Origin of the sequence: Sphaerisporangium fuscum (assembly GCF_018531465.1) — a bacterium.
GTDB lineage: Bacteria > Actinomycetota > Actinomycetes > Streptosporangiales > Streptosporangiaceae > Sphaerisporangium > Sphaerisporangium fuscum.
Genome location: NZ_JAHDTF010000032.1, coordinates 13997 through 34966, shown reverse-complemented (window position 1 = coordinate 34966; position 20970 = coordinate 13997). Strand labels below are relative to the sequence as shown.

Annotated in this window: 20 protein-coding genes and 1 riboswitch; of the genes, 8 read left to right on the top strand and 12 right to left on the bottom strand. The window is 70.9% G+C overall.

The window, feature by feature from the left end:
• Positions 1–200: 200 nt before the first annotated feature.
• The gene (locus KIK05_RS35155) at positions 201–881 is read right to left on the bottom strand and encodes a nuclease-related domain-containing protein (protein ID WP_250563977.1); all 681 of its coding nucleotides are present in this window, start codon (positions 879–881) and stop codon (positions 201–203) included.
• A gap of 292 nt (positions 882–1173) precedes the next feature.
• Between KIK05_RS35155 and KIK05_RS35150 the strand changes: the two genes are divergently transcribed.
• Positions 1174–2592, top strand: a complete 1419-nt coding sequence (locus KIK05_RS35150) for an amidase (protein WP_214415161.1) — start codon at positions 1174–1176, stop codon at positions 2590–2592.
• 15 nt (positions 2593–2607) lie between these two features.
• On the opposite strand, the gene KIK05_RS35145 is transcribed toward KIK05_RS35150, so the two are convergent.
• Complete coding sequence (locus tag KIK05_RS35145) at positions 2608–3600, bottom strand: hypothetical protein (RefSeq protein ID WP_214415160.1); 993 nt, start codon at positions 3598–3600, stop codon at positions 2608–2610.
• A 173-nt stretch (positions 3601–3773) separates the two neighbouring features.
• A complete protein-coding gene (gene pepN / locus KIK05_RS35140) occupies positions 3774–6341 on the bottom strand; it encodes an aminopeptidase N (protein ID WP_214415159.1) in 2568 nt (855 codons plus the stop codon).
• 348 nt (positions 6342–6689) lie between these two features.
• On the opposite strand from pepN, the gene KIK05_RS35135 reads away from it, so the two are divergent.
• The 3 genes from KIK05_RS35135 (at position 6690) to KIK05_RS35125 (ending at position 9420) form a co-directional block, all read left to right on the top strand.
• Positions 6690–7337 carry a mycothiol-dependent nitroreductase Rv2466c family protein gene (locus KIK05_RS35135; protein ID WP_214415158.1) on the top strand — a complete coding sequence of 216 codons (648 nt, stop codon included), beginning with the start codon at positions 6690–6692 and terminating at the stop codon, positions 7335–7337.
• A 207-nt stretch (positions 7338–7544) separates the two neighbouring features.
• A complete protein-coding gene (locus tag KIK05_RS35130; RefSeq protein ID WP_214415157.1) occupies positions 7545–8951 on the top strand; it encodes an aldehyde dehydrogenase family protein in 1407 nt (468 codons plus the stop codon).
• Between the two features lie 13 nt (positions 8952–8964).
• Positions 8965–9420: a hypothetical protein gene (locus KIK05_RS35125; RefSeq protein ID WP_214415156.1), complete on the top strand. Its 456-nt coding sequence runs from the start codon at positions 8965–8967 to the stop codon at positions 9418–9420.
• A gap of 7 nt (positions 9421–9427) precedes the next feature.
• Here the strand turns inward: KIK05_RS35125 and def are convergent, their stop codons facing one another.
• Positions 9428–9916: a peptide deformylase gene (gene def / locus KIK05_RS35120; RefSeq protein ID WP_214415155.1), complete on the bottom strand. Its 489-nt coding sequence runs from the start codon at positions 9914–9916 to the stop codon at positions 9428–9430.
• A 165-nt stretch (positions 9917–10081) separates the two neighbouring features.
• Between def and KIK05_RS35115 the strand changes: the two genes are divergently transcribed.
• Positions 10082–10549 carry a ribose-5-phosphate isomerase gene (locus KIK05_RS35115; protein ID WP_214415154.1) on the top strand — a complete coding sequence of 156 codons (468 nt, stop codon included), beginning with the start codon at positions 10082–10084 and terminating at the stop codon, positions 10547–10549.
• Between the two features lie 7 nt (positions 10550–10556).
• Here the strand turns inward: KIK05_RS35115 and KIK05_RS35110 are convergent, their stop codons facing one another.
• A complete protein-coding gene (locus KIK05_RS35110) occupies positions 10557–10763 on the bottom strand; it encodes a hypothetical protein (RefSeq protein ID WP_214415153.1) in 207 nt (68 codons plus the stop codon).
• A 30-nt stretch (positions 10764–10793) separates the two neighbouring features.
• On the bottom strand, positions 10794–12047 hold the full coding sequence (locus tag KIK05_RS35105; RefSeq protein WP_250563976.1) for a GNAT family N-acetyltransferase: 1254 nt from the start codon (positions 12045–12047) through the stop codon (positions 10794–10796).
• A 120-nt stretch (positions 12048–12167) separates the two neighbouring features.
• Here KIK05_RS35105 and KIK05_RS35100 point away from each other — a divergent pair, with 120 nt between their 5' ends.
• Complete coding sequence (locus KIK05_RS35100) at positions 12168–13286, top strand: PP2C family protein-serine/threonine phosphatase (protein WP_214415152.1); 1119 nt, start codon at positions 12168–12170, stop codon at positions 13284–13286.
• Positions 13287–13295: 9 nt separating this feature from the next.
• Here KIK05_RS35100 and KIK05_RS35095 read toward each other — a convergent pair whose 3' ends face one another.
• A complete protein-coding gene (locus KIK05_RS35095; RefSeq protein ID WP_214415151.1) occupies positions 13296–13901 on the bottom strand; it encodes a response regulator transcription factor in 606 nt (201 codons plus the stop codon).
• Between the two features lie 248 nt (positions 13902–14149).
• Between KIK05_RS35095 and KIK05_RS35090 the strand changes: the two genes are divergently transcribed.
• Complete coding sequence (locus KIK05_RS35090; protein ID WP_214415150.1) at positions 14150–15457, top strand: M50 family metallopeptidase; 1308 nt, start codon at positions 14150–14152, stop codon at positions 15455–15457.
• Between the two features lie 132 nt (positions 15458–15589).
• Here the strand turns inward: KIK05_RS35090 and KIK05_RS35085 are convergent, their stop codons facing one another.
• From KIK05_RS35085 to KIK05_RS35075, 3 genes are all read right to left on the bottom strand, one after another.
• Entirely contained in the window at positions 15590–16528 is a 939-nt protein-coding gene (locus KIK05_RS35085) for a coiled-coil domain-containing protein (protein ID WP_308250231.1), read from the bottom strand.
• Positions 16529–16562: 34 nt separating this feature from the next.
• Positions 16563–16707: riboswitch (cyclic di-AMP (ydaO/yuaA leader) on the bottom strand.
• 64 nt (positions 16708–16771) lie between these two features.
• Positions 16772–17851: a galactose-1-phosphate uridylyltransferase gene (gene galT, locus KIK05_RS35080; RefSeq protein WP_214415149.1), complete on the bottom strand. Its 1080-nt coding sequence runs from the start codon at positions 17849–17851 to the stop codon at positions 16772–16774.
• A complete protein-coding gene (locus KIK05_RS35075) occupies positions 17848–18648 on the bottom strand; it encodes a DeoR/GlpR family DNA-binding transcription regulator (protein WP_214415148.1) in 801 nt (266 codons plus the stop codon). Before KIK05_RS35075 ends, galT begins: the two co-directional genes overlap by 4 nt.
• Positions 18649–18834: 186 nt before the next feature.
• On the opposite strand from KIK05_RS35075, the gene KIK05_RS49550 reads away from it, so the two are divergent.
• Positions 18835–18912, top strand: coding sequence for a 50S ribosomal protein bL37 (locus tag KIK05_RS49550; RefSeq protein WP_372455638.1), 78 nt, complete (start codon positions 18835–18837; stop codon positions 18910–18912).
• Positions 18913–18923: 11 nt separating this feature from the next.
• Here KIK05_RS49550 and KIK05_RS35070 read toward each other — a convergent pair whose 3' ends face one another.
• Entirely contained in the window at positions 18924–19493 is a 570-nt protein-coding gene (locus KIK05_RS35070) for a TIGR03086 family metal-binding protein (RefSeq protein ID WP_214415147.1), read from the bottom strand.
• 78 nt (positions 19494–19571) lie between these two features.
• Positions 19572–20927: a dihydrolipoyl dehydrogenase family protein gene (locus KIK05_RS35065; RefSeq protein WP_214415146.1), complete on the bottom strand. Its 1356-nt coding sequence runs from the start codon at positions 20925–20927 to the stop codon at positions 19572–19574.
• Positions 20928–20970 lie beyond the last annotated feature (43 nt).

Sequence of the window (20970 nt, the reverse complement as noted above, 5' to 3'; positions counted from 1 at the left end):
GTTCTCCCATCCGAGGACTGCTGAATCCTCAAATGGTACGACCATCGACCACCTGTCGAGACCAGCGGTCCAGAGATTGGACCCGTGAGGGGCGCCGCGCCCCCTCGCGCGCCGGGCGAGGCGAGCAGGCGAAGATCCTTCGGGATTCCCGGGGGCAGTGGTGGAACGATGACGGGAACCCCGAAGGACCTCTTGGACGGTCAGCTCTCGGGATAGCGGGGCGGCAGGACGGCCTCCGCCGCGACGTAGATCTCCTCGATCTCCTCGTTCGTCAGGGAGCGCTCGCGGTTGGTGATCCACCTGCGCACGCGGCTCCCGTCGAAGACGTCGACCTCGCGGATGTTGAGGATCTTCCACGGGATGGCCGGGCCGTAGATCGCCAGGGACGGCACGACGGTGATCTCGCGCCCGAGGGCCTCCGTGATCAACTCGCTCGCACGGGAGGCCTCCCAGCGCGCCTCGTCGAGGCGCGGCTTCTGGTTGAACGGCCCGTGGAACAGCTTTCGGTGGGACTGGACGCGCACGGGCAGTCGTTTGTCCCATTTCTCCGAGTCGACGGCGTAGACACCCGTCGGGCCGACGACGAGGTGGTCGATCTGCGCCTCGCTGTCGGGGATGGCCCGCGCGTGAAGAGTGCGGTAGCCGCTGCGCTCCAGCTTCTTCAACTGGGCCTCGGTGTGCCGCTCGGCCGCCGAGACACGGCGCCAGGGTGCGACCGAGGAGGCGGTGCGCGCGCGGTACACCGTGTCGGCGATGGCGGCGATGATCGCCGCGACCAGGCCGAGCCGCCAGCTCCACATCGGGATGCCCACGATGAGACCCGCACCGACGGCGATCAGCGCGCGCAGCCGCAGATGCCGGTATTTGGGCTGCTGGAGCATGCCGAGCAGTGAGGCGCGCTCGACAGGCGCATAAGTCGCCTCAGGAGCTGAGGGCCGAGATTTCGGCTCCGAAGGGCGATCACTCACCCAAATGGGTGACGTATTGTGACCGTCGTCTGGTTCTAGACCGGAATCCACGTAACTCACGGTAGTTGACGCCCAAGGGCGTGCCTAGTGTTGGCTAGTTCACATTTTTGTGGCCATGTGTTCTCGCATTGCAGGGCGAAAAGCCGGGTATCAAACACTTTTCTCTCTAGATAACTCGTGCTCGCAGGCCCTACTGTGCGAAAGCGTGGCGCACATACACGATCTTACAGCTCTGGAGCAGGCCGCGGCGGTCCGTAACCGAGAGCTGTCCCCGGTGGAGATAACCGAGCACTACCTCGAACGGATCCAGCGGCTCGACCCCGAGGTCGGAGCCTTCGTAACGGTGACCCCCGAACGCGCCCTGGAAGAGGCGCGGGCCGTGGAAGCGCTGGTCACGCGGGGCGCGGAACTTCCCCCACTGGCCGGTGTGCCCATCCCGATCAAGGACCTCAACCTCGTCAAGGACGTCCCGATCCAGTTCGGCTCCTCCACCTACGAGGGTTTCGTGGCGCCCGTGGACGACAGCGTGGTGGAGCGGCTGCGCGAGGCCGGCACGATCATGCTGGGCAAGACCGCCACGCCCGAGTTCGGCCTGCCCTGCTACACCGAGACCTACGTGTCGCCCCCCACGCGCACCCCGTGGGACCTCACCCGTTCGGCGGGCGGTTCGAGCGGGGGAGCGGCGGCGGCCGTCGCGGCGGGGCTCGCCCCGGCCGCGCACGGCAGCGACGGGGCGGGTTCCATCCGCATCCCCGCCTCCGTCTGCGGGCTCTACGGCATCAAGCCCACCCGGGGGCGCATCTCCTTCGCGCCGATCGTCCCCGACCTGGCCGGCCTGTCGACCAACGGCCCGATCGCCCGCACGGTCGCCGACGCCGCCGCCCTGCTCGAGGTGATGGCGCACAACCAGCCGGGTGACCTGTACGTCGCCCCGCCGTCCCCCGTCGGCTTCACCGAGGCCGCCACCCGCGAGCCGGGCCGCCTGCGCATCGGCAGGAACGCGACGCCGGTCGTGCCCGGCGCCGAGGTGCACCCGGACGTTCTGGCCGCCTACGAAAAGGCCTCCGAGCTGCTGGCCTCGCTCGGTCACGAGGTCGTCGACATGCCCGCGCCGTTCGACTCCTCGATCGTGGCGGAGTTCGAGAAGCTGTGGTTCTGCTTCGCGTGCATGCACCCCGTCGACCCGTCCATGGAGCCCAAGCTCCGCCCGCTGACCAGGTGGCTCCGCGAGCGCGGCTTCGCCACGCCCGCCCCGGTGTTCCTCCAGGCCCAGGCCGCGCTCCAGACGGCGACGCGCTTCGGGTTCCTCGTCATGAACGAGTACGACGCCGTCCTCTCCCCTACCGTCACCCGGCCGCCCGTGCCCGTCGGCTGGTTCGAGGACGTCGAGGACCCCGAGGAGACCTTCCACCGTATGGAGCGGTTCGCGCCGTTCGCCGCCACCTACAACGTCAGCGGCCAGCCCGCCGTCAACCTCCCCCTGCACTGGACCGACGCGGGCCTGCCGGTGGGCGTCATGCTGGCCGGGCGGTTCGGCGACGAGGCGACGCTCATCTCGCTGTCCGCCCAGGTGGAGGCTGCGGTCGGCGGCTTCTGGGGCGACCGCCGCCCCTCGGTCTGGTAGGGCCGCGGGAGAGGTTCAGACGCCCGCGCCGCGCATCTCCCGCGCGCCGATCAGCGAGACCAGATGGGCGGCCACGTCGGCGAGGAGCGTCGCGGGACTGATCGGCGTGCCGGCGATCGCCGTGAACAGGCTCGGCAGACCCGGCAGCGGGAAGCCGTCGTCGAGGGTCGCCTGGTGGCCGACGTCGTTCTTGTCGAGGTACGACCGGCTGCGCGCCCAGGCGTCGAGCACCTCCTCCGGCGAGGGGACGCCGAAGCCGTGGCCGACGGGCGCGGCGTGGCGCAGCCGCACCAGCGGGGTGTCGGCGAACGCGAGCGCGGTCCTGCACCGCAGGGCCAGGCGCTCGCGCTCCTCGGCGGCCACCCACTCCATCGCCGTGCAGGGGTTGCGGCACTTGGCGACGCAGGTCGCCAAGGCCCCGGCGAGCTGGCTGTGCTGGCGGTCGAAGTACGCCCGCCAGCCCTCCGGCGGCTCCTGCGCCACCCGGAGCGTGCGCTCGGCGGCGGACTTCTCGGACTTGGTGTGATCGCACTCACGGTCGCCGATGGCCCCGAAGCGGCTGCCCTCGGCGCGCAACCCCTCCGGCCAGCGTGCCGGGTCGCCCGAGTGCCCGAGCACGGGCTCGAACGCCAGCAGCGGAAGGTACTCGCCGGCGATGTGCACGGCCGACATGACCGAACTGAGCTCGCGCCGCTCCCAGCGCACCCGGATGACCTCCAGGAGCAGGCCGTAGGCGGGGCGGAGCGAGGCGAGCGCGCCCCGTGGCTGCTCCCGCGGCGTCTGGGGCATGTGGCACTCGCGCGCCCGGCGTCTGAGGTCGGCCGGCACGGTTTTGGCGTCGACCTCGGTGGCGAAGTCCTCGGCGTCGAGGGTGAGCAGGCGTTCGCCGAACTCGCACAGCGCCGGGATCGGCATCGCATCGGGGATGACCATGGGGGCCAGGGCTCCGAGGTCGCCGAAGGCGTGCCGCCGCGCGAGTTCGGTCAGGAGTTCGAGGGGCGAGTGCACTCCGACACCCTCTCACGTCCGTGGGACCGGCCCGTGCTCCGGAAGCCGACCGGCCCGCCCGATGTCCAACCGGACTTGGACATCGGACGGGCCGGGCCTCAAGGAGGGTGACCTCGGGGCAGGACGGCCCGGCCCCTCGATAGGGCCGCGGGCCGGGGTGGCGGGGCTGAGGATCAGGCGGCCGAGGCGTCCTTGGCTCGGGCCCGCAGGGCGCGGCTGATGCCGTCGGCGCCCTCCAGCAGCAGACGGCGCAGGGCGTGCGGCGGCTCGTTGGCGGAGATGTAGTCCTGCGTGCGGGCCACCGTGGTCGCGTCGATCGGCAGAGCGGGGTAGCACCCGATCGCGAAGCGCTGCGCGCTGTCGGACGACCAGGTCTTCCAGACGCGGCCCACCTCCTCGAAGAACCGCTCGCCGTACGGCTCGAGCAGCTCGACGTGGTGGGGGTCCATGAATCCCGTGATCGTGGAGCGCATCACGGCGCCGCTGAGCGAGCCGCCGAGGATCGCCTCCCACGCCTCGGCCTTGCTCTCGGCCGTCGGGATCGCCGCGGTGCACATGGCCGCCGACCGCTCGCCGGTGGCCGTCGGGTCGCGCCGGAGCTCGGCCGCGATGTCCTCGGCGGTCAGGATGCCGCCCGAGACCAGCGCGTGGGTGAGAGTCCAGCGCAGGTCGGCGTCGACGGTGAGGCCCTCGGGGACGGAGGTGCCGTCGAGGATGGCCTTGACGAACGCGAGGTCGTCGGCGGAGGTGGCGCCGGCGGTGAAGGCGTTGACGTAGGCCAGCTGGTGGTCGGAGCCCGGCTCGGCGGAGTCGATCAGCCGGCGCAGCGCGGCCGACAGCTCGGCGAAACCGGTCTCGCGCCAAGCCGGGTCGGCGTACTGCTGGACGGCCTGGCGGGCCTGGCGGAGCACGGTCTGCACGACGGTGATGTCGCCGATGGAGTGGACGCCGGAGGTGACGAGCCTGACGTAGTCGCGGGTGGCCATCTCGGCGTCGCGGGTCATGTCCCAGGCGGCCGACCAGCACAGGGCGCGCGGCAGCGACTCGCTGAAGCGGACGATGCCGCCGTCGACCAGGGTGCGCAGCGACCGCTCGTCGAGGCGGATCTTGGCGTAGGTGAGGTCGTCGTCGTTGATCAGCACCAGGTCGGGCTGCTGCTCGCCGATCAGCTCCTGGACGGGCGTGCGGGTGCCCACGACGTCGAGCTCGACGCGCTTGACCCGCACGAGCTCCTCGCCCGAGCGGGAGTACAGGCCGATGGCGACGCGGTGGGAGCGCAGGGTCGGGTAGTCGGCGGGGGCCTCCTGCAGCACGTCGAAGGAGAGGAAGCGCCCCTCCGGGTCGACGGTGAAGGACGGGCGCAGGGTGTTGACCCAGGAGGTCTCCAGCCACTCCTTCGACCAGGACGACAGGTCGCGGCCGGAGGTGCGCTCGAGCGCCGTCAGCAGGTCCTTCAGCTCGGTGTTGCCCCAGGCGTGCTCGCCGAAGTAGTCGCGGACGCCGGCCAGGAAGTTGTCGAGCCCGACGTAGGCCACCAGCTGCTTGAGCACCGAGGCGCCCTTGGCGTAGGTGATGCCGTCGAAGTTGACCTCGACGGCCTGCATGTCGGGGATGTCGGCCGCGATCGGGTGGGTGGAGGGCAGCTGGTCCTGGCGGTAGGCCCAGGCCTTCTCGACGTTGGCGAAGGTGGTCCAGGCGCCCTGGCCCCAGCGGGTGGCCTCGGCCTGGCAGAGGATCGACATGTAGGTGGCGAACGACTCGTTCAGCCACAGGTCGTCCCACCAGCGCATGGTGACCAGGTCACCGAACCACATGTGGGCCATCTCGTGCAGGATCGTCTCGGCGCGGCGCTCCACCACCGCGTCGGTGACCCGCGAGCGGAAGACGTAGTCCTCGAGGAAGGTGACCGCGCCGGCGTTCTCCATCGCGCCCGCGTTGAACTCCGGGACGAAGAGCTGGTCGTACTTGCCGAAGGGGTAGCGCAGGCCGAAGACGCGGTGGAAGAAGTCGAAGCCCTGCTTGGTGACCTCGAAGATGTTGCCGGCGTCGAGGTGCTCGGCGAGGGAGGCCCGGCAGTAGACACCGAGCGGGATGCCGTCGTGCTCGTCGCGCACCACGGAGTACGGCCCGGCGACCAGGGCGGTGATGTAGGTCGACATGACCGGCGTGGGCGGGAAGTGCCAGCGCTTGGCCTGCTGGAGGGTGCCGTGGCGGCCCTCGTGCGCGTCGAGATCCTCGACGGTGTCGGGGGCGGCGTTGGAGACGACCTGCCAGTCGGCAGGCGCCAGCACGCTGAGCTCGAAGGAGGCCTTGAGGTCGGGCTGGTCGAAGCAGGCGTACATGCGGTGCGCGTCGGCCGTCTCGAACTGCGAGTGCAGGTAGACCTTCTGGTCGACCGGGTCGACGAAGCGGTGCAGGCCCTCGCCGCTGCGCATGTAGGTGCAGTCGGCGTCGATCTGCAGCTGGTTGCTCGCCGCGAGCGCGGGGAGGGGCAGGCGGCCCTTCTCGAGGTCGTAGGCGGTGACGTCGATCTGCTCGCCGTTGAGGACGGCCTTGCGGACCTTGGCCTCGGCCAGGTCGATGAAGGTGGTGGCGCCGGGGTCGGTGCAGGAGAAGCGGACCGTGGTGATGCTCTCGAACCGCTCCTCACCCTCGGTGAGGTCGAGTTCGACCGAGTAGGACTCGACCTTCAGCAGTCGCGCCCGCTCCCGGGCTTCGTCACGGGTCAGGTTGCCTGCCACATCCGCTCCTCATCACGAACTCTCCCCCGCCCCATCGCGAGAGGGATGCATGAATCCTGCCACGTCGGGCGCCGTAATGCCGCACCGGAAGCGCGGTATCCCCGGCCGGGAAGGAGTTGTCCCGCTGTTGGGGCCCCGATCGGCTCGCTGAGCGCGGCAAAGCGGTTAGGTCGGTAAAACGGCCATATATAGAGCAAAAAGTTCGTATATCGGTTCCGCTCCGGGTTGCCGGCGCCGTCCCGGGCTGAGAACGACCGCGGTAATTCCTACCGGTCGACCGGGGAATAGAACCCGCCGCCGGGCAGGTTGTGGCTGCGTACCACCACAAGCACGAAGAGGAAGCTGGCCATGACTGAACGAACCCCGGTGGACTTCTGGTTCGACCCCCTCTGCCCCTGGGCCTGGATGACGTCCCGATGGCTCCTGGAGGTGCGGGCCGTACGGCCCATCGAGCCGCGCTGGCACATCATGAGCCTCTTCGTCCTCAACGAGGACAAGGACATCCCCGCGGAATACCGCGAGGGCCTCAAGAACGCCATGCTGCCGGTCCGCGTGCTGCAGGCGGCCGCCGAAAAGTACGGCGAGGACGTCCTCGGCGACCTCTACACCCACGTCGGCCTCCGCATCCACAACCAGAGGCGGCTGAAGCCCACGGGCTCCGAGCAGGAGTTCGACGGGGTCGCGGCCATCCGCGAAGTGCTCTCCGAGGCCCTGGAGGCCGCCGGGCTCGACCCCGCCCTGGTGGCCGCCACCGAGTCCACCGAGTACGACGCCGCCATCCGGGCCTCGCACAGCAACGGGATCGACCTGGTCGGCCAGGAGGTCGGCACGCCGGTGATCTCGGTCGGCGGCGTGGCCTTCTTCGGCCCGGTCATCTCGCCCGCCCCCAAGGGCGAGGACGCCGGGAAGCTGTGGGACGGCGTCCTGCTGGTGGCCGGAACCGACGGTTTCTTCGAACTGAAGCGCTCCCGCACCCGCGAACCGATCTTCGACTAACGGCGAAGGTTGCGGCACACCCGGTCACCATGGTCAACTCAAGCCGTACCGCTCATTTGACCGTACTGTCAGTCGATAAGGCGACAGGATGCCGGCGACCGCGCGGCACCACATCCATCGGACCCGCGACCCCCGGGCGGCGGACACCGCCGCCCGGGGCCCGCGATCCTCGCCGCCCCCCGAGCCGCGCCCCGAGGATTGAAGGTCATGCGACAGCTCTACGTGCATGGAGCCTGGGTCCCGTCCTCCTCCGGTGACGGCGTCGACGTCGTCAACCCCGCGACCGAGGAGGTCGTCGACCGCGTGCCCGCCGGTTCGGCCGGGGACGTCGACCGGGCCGTCTCCGCGGCACGCGCGGCCTTCCCGGCCTGGTCGGCCACGGCCCCGGCCGAGCGCGGCAGGTTCCTCGCCGCCGCGGCCGAGCTGCTCGAGTCCCGTGCCGAGGACGTGGCCCGCACCATCGCCGTCGACATGGGCGCGCCGTACTCCGTGGCGCTGAAGGTGCAGACCCTGATGCCCGCCGGAGTGCTGGCGGAGTACGCCCGGCTCGCCGAGGAGCGGGCCGAGGCCGGGCACCGCCTCGGCAACTCCCTCATACTGCGCGAGCCCGCCGGCGTCGTCGGGGCCATCACGCCGTGGAACTATCCCCTCCACCAGGTCCTGTGCAAGGTGGGGCCGGCGCTCGCCGCGGGGTGCACCGTCGTGCTCAAGCCGAGTGAGGTCGCCCCGCTCGCGGCCTACGCGCTGGCGGAGATCTTCCACGAGGTGGGCCTGCCCCCGGGGGTCTTCAACATGGTGAGCGGGCACGGCCCCGTCGTCGGCGAGGCCATCGCCGGTCACCCCGACGTCGACATGGTCTCCTTCACCGGTTCCACCCGCGCCGGCAGGCGGGTCGCCGCCCTCGCCGCCGAGACCGTCAAACGCGTCGCCCTGGAGCTCGGCGGCAAGTCCGCGAACGTCATCCTCCCCAGCGCCGACCTCCGGGCCGCCGTGAAGGCCGGCGTGGCCAACGCGTTCCTCAACTCCGGCCAGACCTGCTCCGCCTGGACCCGCATGCTCGTCCACCGCGACCAGTACGACGAGGCGGTCAAGCTGTCGGTCGAGGCCGCCTCCACCTACACCATCGGCGACCCCTTTGACCCGGCCACGCGCCTGGGCCCGCTGGTGTCGGCCCTCCAGCGCGACCGCGTCGTCCGTTACATCAACCGCGGGCAGGAGGAGGGCGCGCGGCTGGTCGCGGGCGGCGGCGACCGTCCGTTGGAGCGCGGCTTCTACGTCGAGCCCACCGTCTTCGCCGGCGTGGCGCCGGGTATGGCCATCGAGCAGGAGGAGATTTTCGGCCCCGTGCTGTCGATCGTGCCCTACACCTCGGCCGACGAGGCCGTCGACATCGCCAACGGCACGCCGTACGGCCTGGCGGGCGCGGTGTGGGCCGCCACCGAGGAGGAGGCCGTGACGGTGGCGCGCAGGCTGCGCACCGGACAGGTGACGATCAACGGCGGCCGGTTCAACCCCTCGGCGCCCTTCGGGGGGTACAAGCAGTCGGGGATCGGCCGTGAACTCGGAGAGTTCGGGCTCGACGAATACCTGGAGATCAAGTCGCTGCAGTTCTAGCCGGGAGACGTCGTTGGAAGAGGCAGGCGTGCGGGTCCGCCGGGTCGGGATGTTCGACATCGCCCTGGCCGTCGGTGGGCTGCTCCTGATCCTGCTGGCCGCGCCGAACACCGGGCCCGCGCTGGCCGCCCTGCGCGGCGACGGCGTCCAGGGCACCTTCACGGCCGAGCGGCTGGAGTGCGTGCAGCACCCCGGCCACGAGCAGTGCTCCTGGCTCGGCACCTTCCGGTCGGGTGACTCCAGGCTCGTACGCCGCGGCATCGCCTTCTACGGCAGCGAGCGCGACACGTTCACGGCCGGCGCCACCTCCCCGGCGTTCGACACCGGCCGCCGGGGCCATGTGTACGGCCCGGGCGGCTCCAACGAGTGGGTGTTCGTGGCGCTGATGCTGCTGGTGGGCCTCGCCCTGGCCGTCCGGCCTCTGGTCAAGGCCCGCCACCTGCTGCCTAGGGCGCGCCGGGTGGCCTGACGAGGGCTCAGGGCGCCTGCAGGAGGATCTTGCGGGCGGCCTCCTTGGACAGGCGGTCGATGTAGAGCGTGCCTTCCAGGTGGTCGTACTCATGCTGGAAGCAGCGGGCGAGCAGGCCACGGGCCTTCAGCCGCACGGGACGGCCGAGCCGGTCGAACCCCCGCACGCTCACCCCCGCCGCGCGCGGTGTCGGGGCGTACAGCGGCTTGCCGGTGTCGCGGCCCGGCACCGACAGGCACCCCTCCTCGTCGAGGACCTCCTCGGGGTCGTCGATCGTGAGCTCGGGGTTGACGACGTGCCCCTTGCGCCCGTTGACGTCGTACACGAACAGCTTCTTGGACACGCCGATCTGGGGCGCGGCGAGGCCGACGCCGTCGGCGGCGTACATCGACTCCATCATCTCGTCGATGAGCCGCCGAAGATCCCTGTCGAACTCGCTGATCGGCTCGGTGGGGGTGCGCAGGACGGGGTCACCGATCACGCGGATCTCACGCATGGAGCTCTCCAGTAAGGGGTCAGGTGCCGATGCGCCTATTACTGTAACGGAACGCGCCCCACTCGTGACCCTTCACCACCGGCGTCGGCGCGCTTCCCTCCGCCCCACGGCCCGCGTGGCGCGCCCGAATGGACCCTCGGTGCGGGAGGCTGCGAGAATGGCCCGGTGCGCGTCTACATCGCCGCCGACCACGCGGGCTACGAACTGAAGAACCACCTCGTCTCCTGGCTGAAAGACCACGGCCACGAGGCGGTCGACCACGGTCCCTTCGTCTACGACGCCGAGGACGACTACCCGGCCTTCGTGCTGCGGGCCGCCGAGGCCGTCGCCCAGGACCCCGGGAGCTTCGGAGTGGTCATCGGCGGCTCGGGCAACGGCGAGCAGATCGCGGCCAACAAGGTGCGCGGCGTCCGCGCCGCCCTGGCCTGGAGCGAGCAGACCGCCTCGCTCGCCCGCCTGCACAACGACGCCAACGTCATCAGCATCGGCGCGCGCATGCACCCGGTCGAGGAGGCCACGCGCTTCGTCGAGGTCTTCCTCGGCACCGAGTTCTCCGCCGAGGAGCGGCACGCCCGGCGCATCTCCCAGCTCACCGCCTACGAGACCACCGGCGAGATCCCGCCCCTGCCGTAGGGGCGGGCTAGCTCTTACGGCGCCGGGGCTCGGCCTTGCGCCGGGGTTCCGCCTTACGCGCGGGCTCGGCCCTGCGCGGCGGCTCCGCCTTACGGGCGGCCTCGTCGCGCAGGGGCCGGCGGTCGGCCGCCTCCTGGTGTTCGGCGGTCGGGCGCGAGACGTCCCGCGCCCGCATCGCCGTGATCGCAGTGATCTGCAAGCTCTGCAGGGCCATGCCCAGATCCTAGGCTCCGGGCGGCCTCCGTCAGAAGACCAGTCCACCCCAGGGCGTGGTCTCCCAGGACATGGCGGCCGAGAGCGCGCGCACCGCGCCGGGCCGCGTCTCGCGGACGACACCCGCCGACACATAGCTTCCGAGCGGCCGTCCGCCGAGGTAGGCCGCGCCGAGCACGCTGACCGGGAGCGCCAGGTCGGCGGGGGCGTCCGTGCGCACGCAGGTCGCGCCCTCGGCGTCCGCCGACAGCCGCCAGCGTCCGGCGTTCCACGGGCACACGTCGTCCTCGACCTCGATCACGACGTCCACCGGGGCGGAGTACGCCCGTTCGGGCAGCGCCCGCTCCACGTCGACCACCCGCACCCACATCTCGTCGAGCCAGCCCGCGTTGAGCAGCCGCGGCTCGGCGAGCAGGTGCATGATCGGGTCGTCGACCGGGCGGTTGCCGGCGAACACCAGCGAGCACAGGTCACGCTCGAGCAGGTGCCGCCACAGCAGGGCGTACGCCGCCGGGTCCAGGCCGAACAGGTCGATCAGCCGTACCTCGCCGTCGGGCAGGTCATGGTCGGTGAAGCCGGGCCTGAGGCGGAAGAGGGCGTACCCGCGCGGGCCCGCGTCGTCCTCCGCCACCACGCAGCGCAGCGAGGTGGCACCGCTCCGCCCGTCCTCCTCGTCGGCCAGCACCCCGGCCCAGATCTCCGGGCCGCGGGCGTACAGGCCGGGCCGGGTCGGCAGCACCGCGTCGAAGACCTTCTCGAGGTCGGCCCGCGCCGCCGCCGGCCTGGTCACGCGCAGCCGGAGCGAGGGGTCGGACGGCGCGTGGGGGGCCAGACGCGCCCCGCGCTTCGGGATACGGAAGAAGAAGTTGTCGACGGCCCTGCCGTAGCCGAAGCGGCCGTAGATGGCGCCCTCGGAGGCGTACAGCGCGGCCACCGCCTCGCCGCTCTCGTGGAGGTCGGCCAGCTGGCGGCGCATCAGAGAGGACAGGATGCCCCGGCGCCGGTGAGAGGGGAGCACGCCGACCCCCGTCACGCCGCAGACGGGCCGCGGCCCGCCCGGGACCGTCATCGTGAAGCTCAGCCCCTGCGTGACGCCCACCAGCCGGTCACCGTCGAAGGCGCCGAGGGTGCGGTCGAACTCGGTCAGCGCCGTGTACCTGGCGACCTGTGACGGCCGGAGGTCCTGGGCGAAGGCCTCCTCGTGCATCTCGATCCGCTCGGGCCACTCCGACTCCTTTATGGGCCGGATGACCGTGTTCAGCCGCAAGCTTGGTTCGTCGTTCATTCGATTAACGCTAGGACCGGGCAAACCGGATCGGCCACCTAATATCCCCCGTTTAATGATCAAGGTGTTGGTCAAGTCGGCTGCCTAAAGTGCAGATGGGCAGATAGAGTCAGGTCCATCATGAGTTCCCGTCCGGCGCCGCTGATCCCCCCGCGGCTCCGCGCGATCCTGGTGCGCATCCCCTTCCTGGTGCCGATCGTGCGATTCCTGCGCAGGGGCCCCTTGGCGCGCGACCGGAACCTTCTGATCACCCTGAGCGTCCTCACCCTGCTGCTCGGCGGCCTCGCCGCCAGGGTCTCCACCGACTGGTTCTCGCCGAGCCTGTTCATCCTGGTCACCCTGGTCGGAGGGCTCCAGCTGCGCATGCGCAGCCTGGCGGTCCTGGTCGGCGCGGTCGCGGCGGCCCTGCTGTACATCGCGGTCGTCCTCGGCGTGCGCTCGGTCGGGCCCGGCCTGCTGGTGACCATCGGCTTCACCACGGTGCTCGCGTTCCTGATGGCGCGCACCCGCGGCAAGCTCGGCGTCCAGGGCCTGCGCGGCGACGCCATGCTCCTGGAGCTCCGCGACCGCCTCAAGCGCCAGGGCGAGCTGCCGCCCCTGCCGGCCAAGGAGTGGGGCTCCAAGGTCGTGCTCAAGCAGGCGGGCGGCTCGTCGTTCGGCGGCGACTTCCTCGTCTCGATCCGCCGCGACGACATCCTCGAGGTCGCGCTGGTCGACGTGTCCGGCAAGGGGGTCGACGCCGGCACCCGCGCGCTGATGCTGTCGGGCACCTTCGGCGGCCTGCTCGGGTCCGTGGAGTCCTTCCTGCCCGCCTGCAACGCCTACCTCCACCGGCAGCCCGAGGGGGAGGGGTTCGTCACGGCCGTCCACCTGCGGCTCGACCTGTCCACCGGGGCCTACGAGATCACCTCGGCCGGGCACCCTCCGGTGGTGAAGTTCGACGCGGGCACGGGCACCTGGCAGGTGTCGGCCGCCAAGGGCGTCGTGCTGGGCGTCGTCCCCGACCTGCACTGCGAGCCCGACAGCGGCGTCCTCCGCAAGGGCGACGCCCTGATGCTCTACACCGACGGGCTCATCGAGCAGCCGGGCCGCGACATCGACTCCGGCCTCGACCGGCTCCTCGGGGAGGCGGAGCGGCTGGTGCCGACGGGCTTCCTCACCGGAGCCAGGCCACTGGTCAACTCCATGTCCGCCGGCCACAACGACGACTGCGCGCTGATCCTCATCTGGCGTCCCTGACCGGCCCGCTCACAGCCAGCCCGCCTCCACGGCGATGCGCACCGCCTCCAGCCGGTTGCGCGCGCCGGTCTTGTAGATGATGCGCGACAGGTGGTTTCGGACCGTTCCGACGGACAGGTATAACTTCGCGGCGATCTCCTTGGAGCCCGCCCCCTGCGCGGCGACGCGCAGCACGTCGATCTCGCGAGGCGTGAGCGGGTTGTCCGCCGAGGTCAGCGCCGCGATGGCCAGGTCGGAGTCGACGGCCTTGCGGCCGGCGGCGACCCGGCGGATGCCGTCGGCGACGTGCTCGGGCGCCACGTCGATGCTGAGGAACCCGAGGGCGTGGGCGGCGAAGGCCCTCCTGAGCTGGCCGGGGTTCGGCTGGGCCGACAGCAGCAGCACCCTGCATCGGGGAGCCTTCTCGTGCAGGCGCGCGGCGGCGGTGAGGCCGTCGACGTCGGGCAGGTCGACGTCGACCACGGCCACATCCGGCTCGAGCTCCAGGGTCGCCGGCACGATGTACTCGCCCGAGGCGACGTCGGCGACCACCATGAGATCCTTCTCGGCGTTCAGCGATGCCACAAGGCCTCTGCGTACCAGCGGGAGATGCTCGGCGACCAGGATGCGTATCAAGGTGCTCCCTTATGACCTTGTAACAGCTCGGGCAAATGGCGCATTGCCCGCTCATATCCCACGGTGTCTGCATGATTGCTAACCGTCAATGCAGTTTCCCGATTAGATCCATGACGCGCAAGTGAAGTCGTAGGTTGGTCGTTGCCGGCCGATTCGGCGACACGGCCGGAGTCCTCGCCAGGTTCGGTTACGCTCGGAGGGGGCAATGTAAACGCCCGTCCTCTTCTCCGCAGGTGGGGGTAGCACATATGAGCTGGCTCGTCGTGGCCGGGTTTCTCATCTTCTTCCTCGGAATGATGATCTCCATCGGCCTGCACGAGCTCGGCCACCTGGTGCCCGCCAAGCTCTTCGGTGTCAAGGTCACGCAGTACATGGTGGGCTTCGGCCCCACGTTGTGGTCGCGTCGCCGGGGTGAGACCGAGTACGGCGTGAAGTGGATCCCGCTCGGCGGTTACATCCGCATGATCGGCCCGCTGCCGCCCAGGTCCGGCGACGCCCCCAACCGGCTGCGCACCATGTCCACCGGGCCGTGGCAGGGGCTCATCGAGAGCGCCAGGCAGGCCTCCCTGGAGGAGGTCCGGCCCGGCGACGAGGACCGCGTCCTGTACCGCAAGCCCTGGTGGCAACGGGTGATCATCTTCGTCGGCGGCCCCGCGATGAACTTCGTGCTGGCCTTCCTGCTGTTCGCCGTGGTGCTGATGGGCTTCGGCGTCGAGGTCGCCAAGCCGGTCGTCGCGTCGGTCTCCAAGTGCGTGGTGACGGTCGCCGAGCAGGCCAAGGGGCAGCAGTGCGACGCCAAGCACCCGCTCACCCCCGCGGCCACGGCCGGCTTCCAGGCGAAGGACAAGATCGTCTCCTTCGACGGCAGGCCGGTGGGCTCCTGGGAGGACGCCACCCGGTACATCCGCTCCCACGGCGCCGGCCCGGTCACCATCGGCATCGAGCGCGACGGCCGGCCCATGACGCTGAACGCCAACCTCATCGCCCAGGACCGTCAGTCCCTCGACGACCCCACCAAGATCGACAAGGGGGTCGGCTTCCTCGGTGTGAGCCCGGTCATGGTGCTCGAGCGACAGGGGCCCGGCTACGTCGCGGGCGTGATGTGGGACGTCACCCAGCGCAGCGCCGCGGCGATCGCGAGATTCCCCCAAAAGCTGGTGGGGGTCTGGCAGGCCGCCTTCGGCGGCAAGGAACGCGACCTGAACAGTCCCATCAGCGTCGTCGGCGCGGGCCGCATCGGCGGCGAGATCGCCGCGTCCTCGGCCCCGATGGCCACCAAGGTGGCCGGGCTGATCCAGTTGCTCGCGGGCGTCAACCTCGCGATCGGCCTGTTCAACCTCATCCCGCTGCTGCCCCTCGACGGCGGACAGATCGCGGGCGCGCTCTGGGAGGGCCTCAAGCGCGGGTACGCCCGGGTGCGGCGCCGGCCGATGCCCGGCCACGTCGACATCGCCAAGGCGCTCCCGCTGACGTACGCGATGGCGGTGGTGCTCCTGGTGATGAGCAGCCTGCTGATCTACGCCGACATCGTGAACCCCATCCGCCTGTCGGGCTGACCCCCGGGGCCGGGGGGCTTCCGCGAAGGCGACAAGGGTGACGGCGCACGAGAACGGACGGCGTGTCAGCGAGGTGCCGGCAGAGGCCGTCCAGGAGCTCAGGCGGACGGTGGAGCCCGGCGCGGAGCCAGGTCAGTACATCGAGATGTGCACGTGGTCGAAGTGGTTGGCCGTGATGCCGCCCCGGTCCTCCATGCCGCGCCAGCCGGGGAAGCCCAGGTTGTAGATCCGCTGCCGGTAGATCACGTACTTCACGCCCAGCTTGCGGCCGTTCTTGATCGCCCAGGCGGCGAGCTGTTCGCCGAGCGCCACCTGCCCGGCCGAGGGCATCGAGCCCCCCGAGCTGAGCATGAAGTCGCAGGCGCGGCCGAGGGGATGCTCGCCGCTGTTCTCCGGGCGGTAGCAGCCGACGGGGAAGCGCAGCGGGAAGTGCTGCTTCACCTCGGCGCGCATCAGCCGCATCCGCGGGGTGATGTTGTCGGCCCCGGCCGGCAGCTCGGGAGCCCACGAGCCGTTCGCCAGCTTGCCCGGCGCGGTGGGCACGAGCTGGTCCAGCTTGTCCTTGATCTGCCCGATCAGCTTCTCGGCGTCCCTGCGCCGGCCGGTCACCTCGACGACGTCCCGGCGGAGCTGGTCGGTGAGCCTGCCCGCGTCGTCGGCCGCCTTCTTCAGGGCGTCGCGCGCCTGCGCGTACCGGGCGATCTTCGCGGTCTGCTCGGCCTGCAACTGCTGGAGCATGGCCGCGCCGCCGTAGCCGGGGGCCATGAGCTGCCCCATGACGCCGAGGCCGCCCGCCTGGTAGCTCAGCTGGGCGATGTCGCCCACCTGGCTCTGTGAGAGCTTCAGGTCCGCGTCCGCGGTCGTGAGGCGCCCGCGGGCGGCCTTCTCGGCGGTCCTGGCCTTGGCGACCGCCACGCGCTTGGCGTTGTACTCGGTGATGAGTTTGTCGACCTGCTTGTTGAGCGAGGTCAACTGGGCTTTGAGCTGCTTCTCGCTGGGTTTGGGCGCGGCGTCCGCCGCCGTCGCCTGGCCGAACAGGAGCCCGGCCACGGTCAGAACACTTGCGGTCACGAAGGCATGACGACCCGAAGTCGGGGGCAGAGCCCTCTCCTCTCCATCTGCCGACCGGGTTAGCTGACGGGTTCGGGCCGGAGGCGCCCTACCACGCACGTGGGCGCGGATTCACCCCAGAGGAACCATTGGGTCCCCGGCTCCCAGGCGGGGCACCTGGGATTAGGCGGACGGCCGTTACGGCCGATGACGATGGATGGTAGTAGTAAAGACCGGTTTGTCGCGACTTTGCGCGCAGATTGACTACCGCCCGTCCTGCTCCCTGAGCTGCCGGGCCGCCTCCTCGGGCAGGACGTCGTTCACGAACGCGCCCATGGCGGACTCCGAGCCCGCCAGGTACTTCAGCTTCTCCGGCGCCCTGCGGATGCTGAACAGCTGAAGGTGCAGGTAGGCCAGGTCGCGGCCGGTGTGGACCGGTGCCTGGTGCCAGGCCGCGATGTACGGCATCGGCCTGCCGAACAGCCCGTCGAACCGCCGGAGCAGATCGGTATAGATGGGAGCGAAGGCGGCGCGCTCCTCGGCGTCCAGCGAGCACAGGTCGGGCACCTGCCGGTTGAGGTAGAGATGCACCTCGTACGGCCAGCGCGCGGCGGCGGGCACGAACGCCGTCCAGTAGTCGTTGGAGGCCACCACGCGGGTCTCGGCCTTGCGCTCGGCGGCCAGCACGTCGGCGAACAGGCTGCCGCCCGTGCGCTCGCGGTACCGCTCGGCCGAGGCCAGCATCTGGCGGGTCCGCGGGGTGACGTAGGGATAGGCGTAGATCTGGCCGTGCGGGTGGTGCAGCGTGATGCCGATCTCGGCGCCGCGGTTCTCGAAGCAGAAGACCTGCTCGACACCGGGCAGCTCGCCGAGCTTCGCGGTGCGGTCGGCCCAGGCCGTCAGGACGAGCTCGACCTGATCGGGGGACAGGGCCGAGAACGACGAGTCGTGCTCGGAGGTGAAGCACACCACCTCGCAGCGGCCCACGCCCGGCCGTACCTCGCTGAGGCCGCCTGCCTGCTCGTACCGGCCGAGGTCGAAGCTGAAGGACGGGAAGCGGTTCTCGAAGACCACCACGTCGTACTCGGGCGAGGGGATCTCGCTCTGGCGGCCGGGCGCCGAGGGGCACAGGGGGCACTCGTCGGCGGGCGGCAGGAACGTACGGGTCTGCCGGTGCCCGGCGACGGCCACCCACTCGTCCATGACCGGATCGTGCCGCAGCTCGCTGGCGTGCGGACGCGGGGGCAGCTCGCGGGTGTCGACGGCGCCGCGGTCGGCGTCGTCGTGGCGGTCGAAGTAGATCAGCTCCCGGCCGTCGGCCAGGCGGGTCACCGTGCGCTTCACTGGCCCGCCGCCTGTGCCGGCTCGGCCGGGTCGGCGAGGACGAGCGCGCCGGTCCGTTCGGACAGGATCGAGCGCGCCTCCTCCGGGAGTCCGACATCGCTGATGACCACGTGGGCCTCCTCCAGTTTCGCGATCGTGCTGATGCCCACGGTGCCCCACTTGGTGTGGTCGGCGATGACCACGAGTTGCTGCGCCGCCGCGACCATCTGGCGGTTGGTCTCCGCCTCCAGCAGGTTGGGGGTGGTGAACCCGGCCCTGGCGTTCATGCCGTGCACGCCCAGCATGAGGGTGTCGACGTTCAGTTCGCGGATGGCCGCGACCGCGACGGGCCCGACCAGCGCGTCCGAGGGGGTGCGTACCCCTCCGGTGAGGACCACGGTCTGGTCGCCGCGGCCGGCCCGGTGGAAGACGTCGGCCACCGGCAGGGAGTTGGTGATGACCGTGAGTCCGGGAATGTCGAGAAGGTGGTGGGCGAGGGTCCAGGTGGTGGTGCCGGCCGACAGCGCCACGGCCGTCCCGGGATGGACCAGGGACGCGGCGTGGCGCGCGATGGCTTCCTTCTCGGGCTGCTGGCGCACCGACTTGGCGGCGAAGCCGGGCTCCTCGGTGGATCCGGGGCCGGTCGCGGTGGCGCCGCCGTGTACCTTCTCGATCAGCCCGCGTTCGGCCAGGACCTCCAGGTCGCGACGTATCGTCATATCAGAGACCCCGAGCTCGCGCACGAGGTCGGAGACCCGTGCGGCGCCGTCCCTGCGGACGCGCTCGAGAATCGCCTGCTGCCGTTGCTGCGCCAGCATTGCCTCTCCTCTTCACCAGATTTCATCAAATTACCACATTCTCTGGCCACTCTGCGTGTTTGAACATGGTGATTTTCCTGCTCACAGGCGAGTGATCTCTTGCCCCCCGCTTTGAGCTTTGGGCCTTGTACCGCCCCCGCAGGCGAGGGAGTGTGGGTGCACGAGCCGCGAGGGAAGGACGACGAGATGGCCAGACGCGCGCGCAAGAGCCGGGCCCGCAAGAAGAAGAAGGCCAACCACGGCAAGCGGCCGACCTCCCGCTGAGCCGGGGGGCGTCAGGCGTCGCGCCCCCAGGCGGCGAGCAGCCGCGTCTGCGCGTCGGCGTCCTCCGGCAGCGGCGGGCGCTCCCCAATGACCCCCGTCTGCCGGTAGCCCTCCTCGGCTTCGGCGAACAACTCGGCGCACACCTCCACCAGCTCCGGATCGAGCCGGTCGTCGCCCCCGATCGCGGTGGCCAGGTCCCAGGTGTGGATGAGCGTGTCGACGAAGAGCTCGCTGATGTACTCCTCGGCCGGCACATCCCCGAACGAGAGACGGACGGTTCGCGTGAGCACGTCGTCCGGCTCCACGGCCCGTGCGGCCGCCGCCGAGGCCACGTCGAACGCCTTCACGGGGTCCTCGCCCAGCAGGTCGCCCTCGAAGGCGTCGCCGACCTCGGCGACCGTCCTGCCCGCCAGCAGCTCGGGCAGCAGCAGGCTCTCGCCGACCAGGTGGTTGACCAGGGTGTGGACGTCCCAGTCGGCGCACGGCGTCGGCAGGGTCCACTGGCCGCCTCGCACCTTGTGCACGTGCACGCCGAAGTGGCCGAGCGATCGCCGGTAGGCGTTCCTGATGTCCATCGTCATCGCGCCCCTCCCCGTGTCGTCGCCCTGACGGTAACTCGCCGGGCAGGTCTCGTCAGGAGGTGAGGGGGGCGCGAGGGGTCAGCGCAGTTCGGCCAGCGTGTCCTCGATCGCCCGGTGGAACGTCGGGAACGCGTAGATCATCGAGGTGAGCCGCTCGAGGGGCACCTTGGCGTGCACGGCCAGGCTGAGCAGGCCGAGCACCTCGCCGCCGTACGGACCCGCGCAGGTGGCGCCGAGGAGCACCCGCTCGTCGGCGACCAGTTTGACGAAGCCCTGGGCCCTGTGGATCCAGCCGCGCGACGAGGCCGAGATCGACGTCGTCGCCGTGCGCACCGCACGCCCCTTGTCACGGGCCTGCCGTTCGGTCATCCCCACGGCCCCGATCTCGGGGTCGGTGAAGGTCACCCGCGGAACCGCGTGGTACTCGGCCGGAGGCGCCGCCTCACCGAGGATGTCGGCGAGCGCGATCCTGGCCTGGTACATCGCCATGTGGGTGAAAAGGCCCTTGCCGGTGACGTCGCCCACCGCCCACAGGCCGTCGGCCGCGCGCATGCGCTCGTCGGTGGTGATCGCGCGTGCCGTCTCGTCCAGGCCCACCGCCGCCACCCCGAGGGCCGCGAGGTCGACGCGACGCCCGGTGGCGACCAGGAGCCTCTCGCCCCGGTGGCTGCCGTCCTCGGTCATCACGGTGAACGCGGCCCCGTGGTGGTCGACCCGCGTCACCTCGGCACCCGTGCGGACGGTGATGCCCTCCTCGGCGAAGACCTTCGCCAGCAGCTCGCCGGCCTCCGGCTCCTCCTGGGGGACCAGCCGGTCCGCGGCCTCCAGTACGGTGACCTTCGCGCCGAAACGGGCGAACGCCTGGGCGAGTTCGACGCCGATCGCGCCGCCACCGAGCACGATCAGCGACTCGGGCACGTGCTCGGCCTCGATCGCCTCGTGGTTGGTCCAGTACGGCGTGCCGGCGAGTCCGGGGACGGGCGGTACGGCGGGGCGTGTTCCCGTGGCGATGACGATGCCGCGCCGGGCCCGCAGCACGCGCTTGCCGTCGACCGTGACCTCGCCGGGCCCGGTGATCTTCCCGCGCCCGCGGACGAGCGTGCCGCCCTTGCCGGTGAACCTGTCGGCGGCGACCTTGTCGTTCCAGTGGTCGGTCGCCTCCTCGCGGATGCGCCCGGCCACGGGGGACCAGTCGGCGACCACGGTCGATTCCCCGGCCATCCCCGGCACGCGGCGGCCCTCCGCCAGCAGCTCGGCGGCCCGGACCATCATCTTCGACGGGATGCAGCCCCAGTAGGGGCACTCCCCGCCCACGAGGTTGGCCTCCACGCCGGCGACGGCCATGCCGGCCTCCGCCAGCCGCCCGGCGACCTCCTCACCGCCGGGCCCGAGACCCACCACGACGACATCGAATTCCTCAGCTTGCGCGGCCATGGCTGTTGTCTGCCCACGACGTAGGACGCCACACGGGCTCGGC

Coding starts and splice junctions, on each gene's coding strand:
- KIK05_RS35155 (WP_250563977.1), bottom strand. CDS start 881: ATGCTCCAGCAGCCCAAATACCGGCATCTGCGGCTGCGCGCGCTGATC.
- KIK05_RS35135 (WP_214415158.1), top strand. CDS start 6,690: ATGACTGAACGAACCCCGGTGGACTTCTGGTTCGACCCCCTCTGCCCC.
- KIK05_RS35130 (WP_214415157.1), top strand. CDS start 7,545: ATGCGACAGCTCTACGTGCATGGAGCCTGGGTCCCGTCCTCCTCCGGT.
- def (WP_214415155.1), bottom strand. CDS start 9,916: ATGCGTGAGATCCGCGTGATCGGTGACCCCGTCCTGCGCACCCCCACC.
- KIK05_RS35110 (WP_214415153.1), bottom strand. CDS start 10,763: ATGGCCCTGCAGAGCTTGCAGATCACTGCGATCACGGCGATGCGGGCG.
- KIK05_RS35105 (WP_250563976.1), bottom strand. CDS start 12,047: ATGAACGACGAACCAAGCTTGCGGCTGAACACGGTCATCCGGCCCATA.
- KIK05_RS35100 (WP_214415152.1), top strand. CDS start 12,168: ATGAGTTCCCGTCCGGCGCCGCTGATCCCCCCGCGGCTCCGCGCGATC.
- KIK05_RS35090 (WP_214415150.1), top strand. CDS start 14,150: ATGAGCTGGCTCGTCGTGGCCGGGTTTCTCATCTTCTTCCTCGGAATG.
- KIK05_RS35075 (WP_214415148.1), bottom strand. CDS start 18,648: ATGCTGGCGCAGCAACGGCAGCAGGCGATTCTCGAGCGCGTCCGCAGG.
- KIK05_RS49550 (WP_372455638.1), top strand. CDS start 18,835: ATGGCCAGACGCGCGCGCAAGAGCCGGGCCCGCAAGAAGAAGAAGGCC.
- KIK05_RS35070 (WP_214415147.1), bottom strand. CDS start 19,493: ATGACGATGGACATCAGGAACGCCTACCGGCGATCGCTCGGCCACTTC.
- KIK05_RS35065 (WP_214415146.1), bottom strand. CDS start 20,927: ATGGCCGCGCAAGCTGAGGAATTCGATGTCGTCGTGGTGGGTCTCGGG.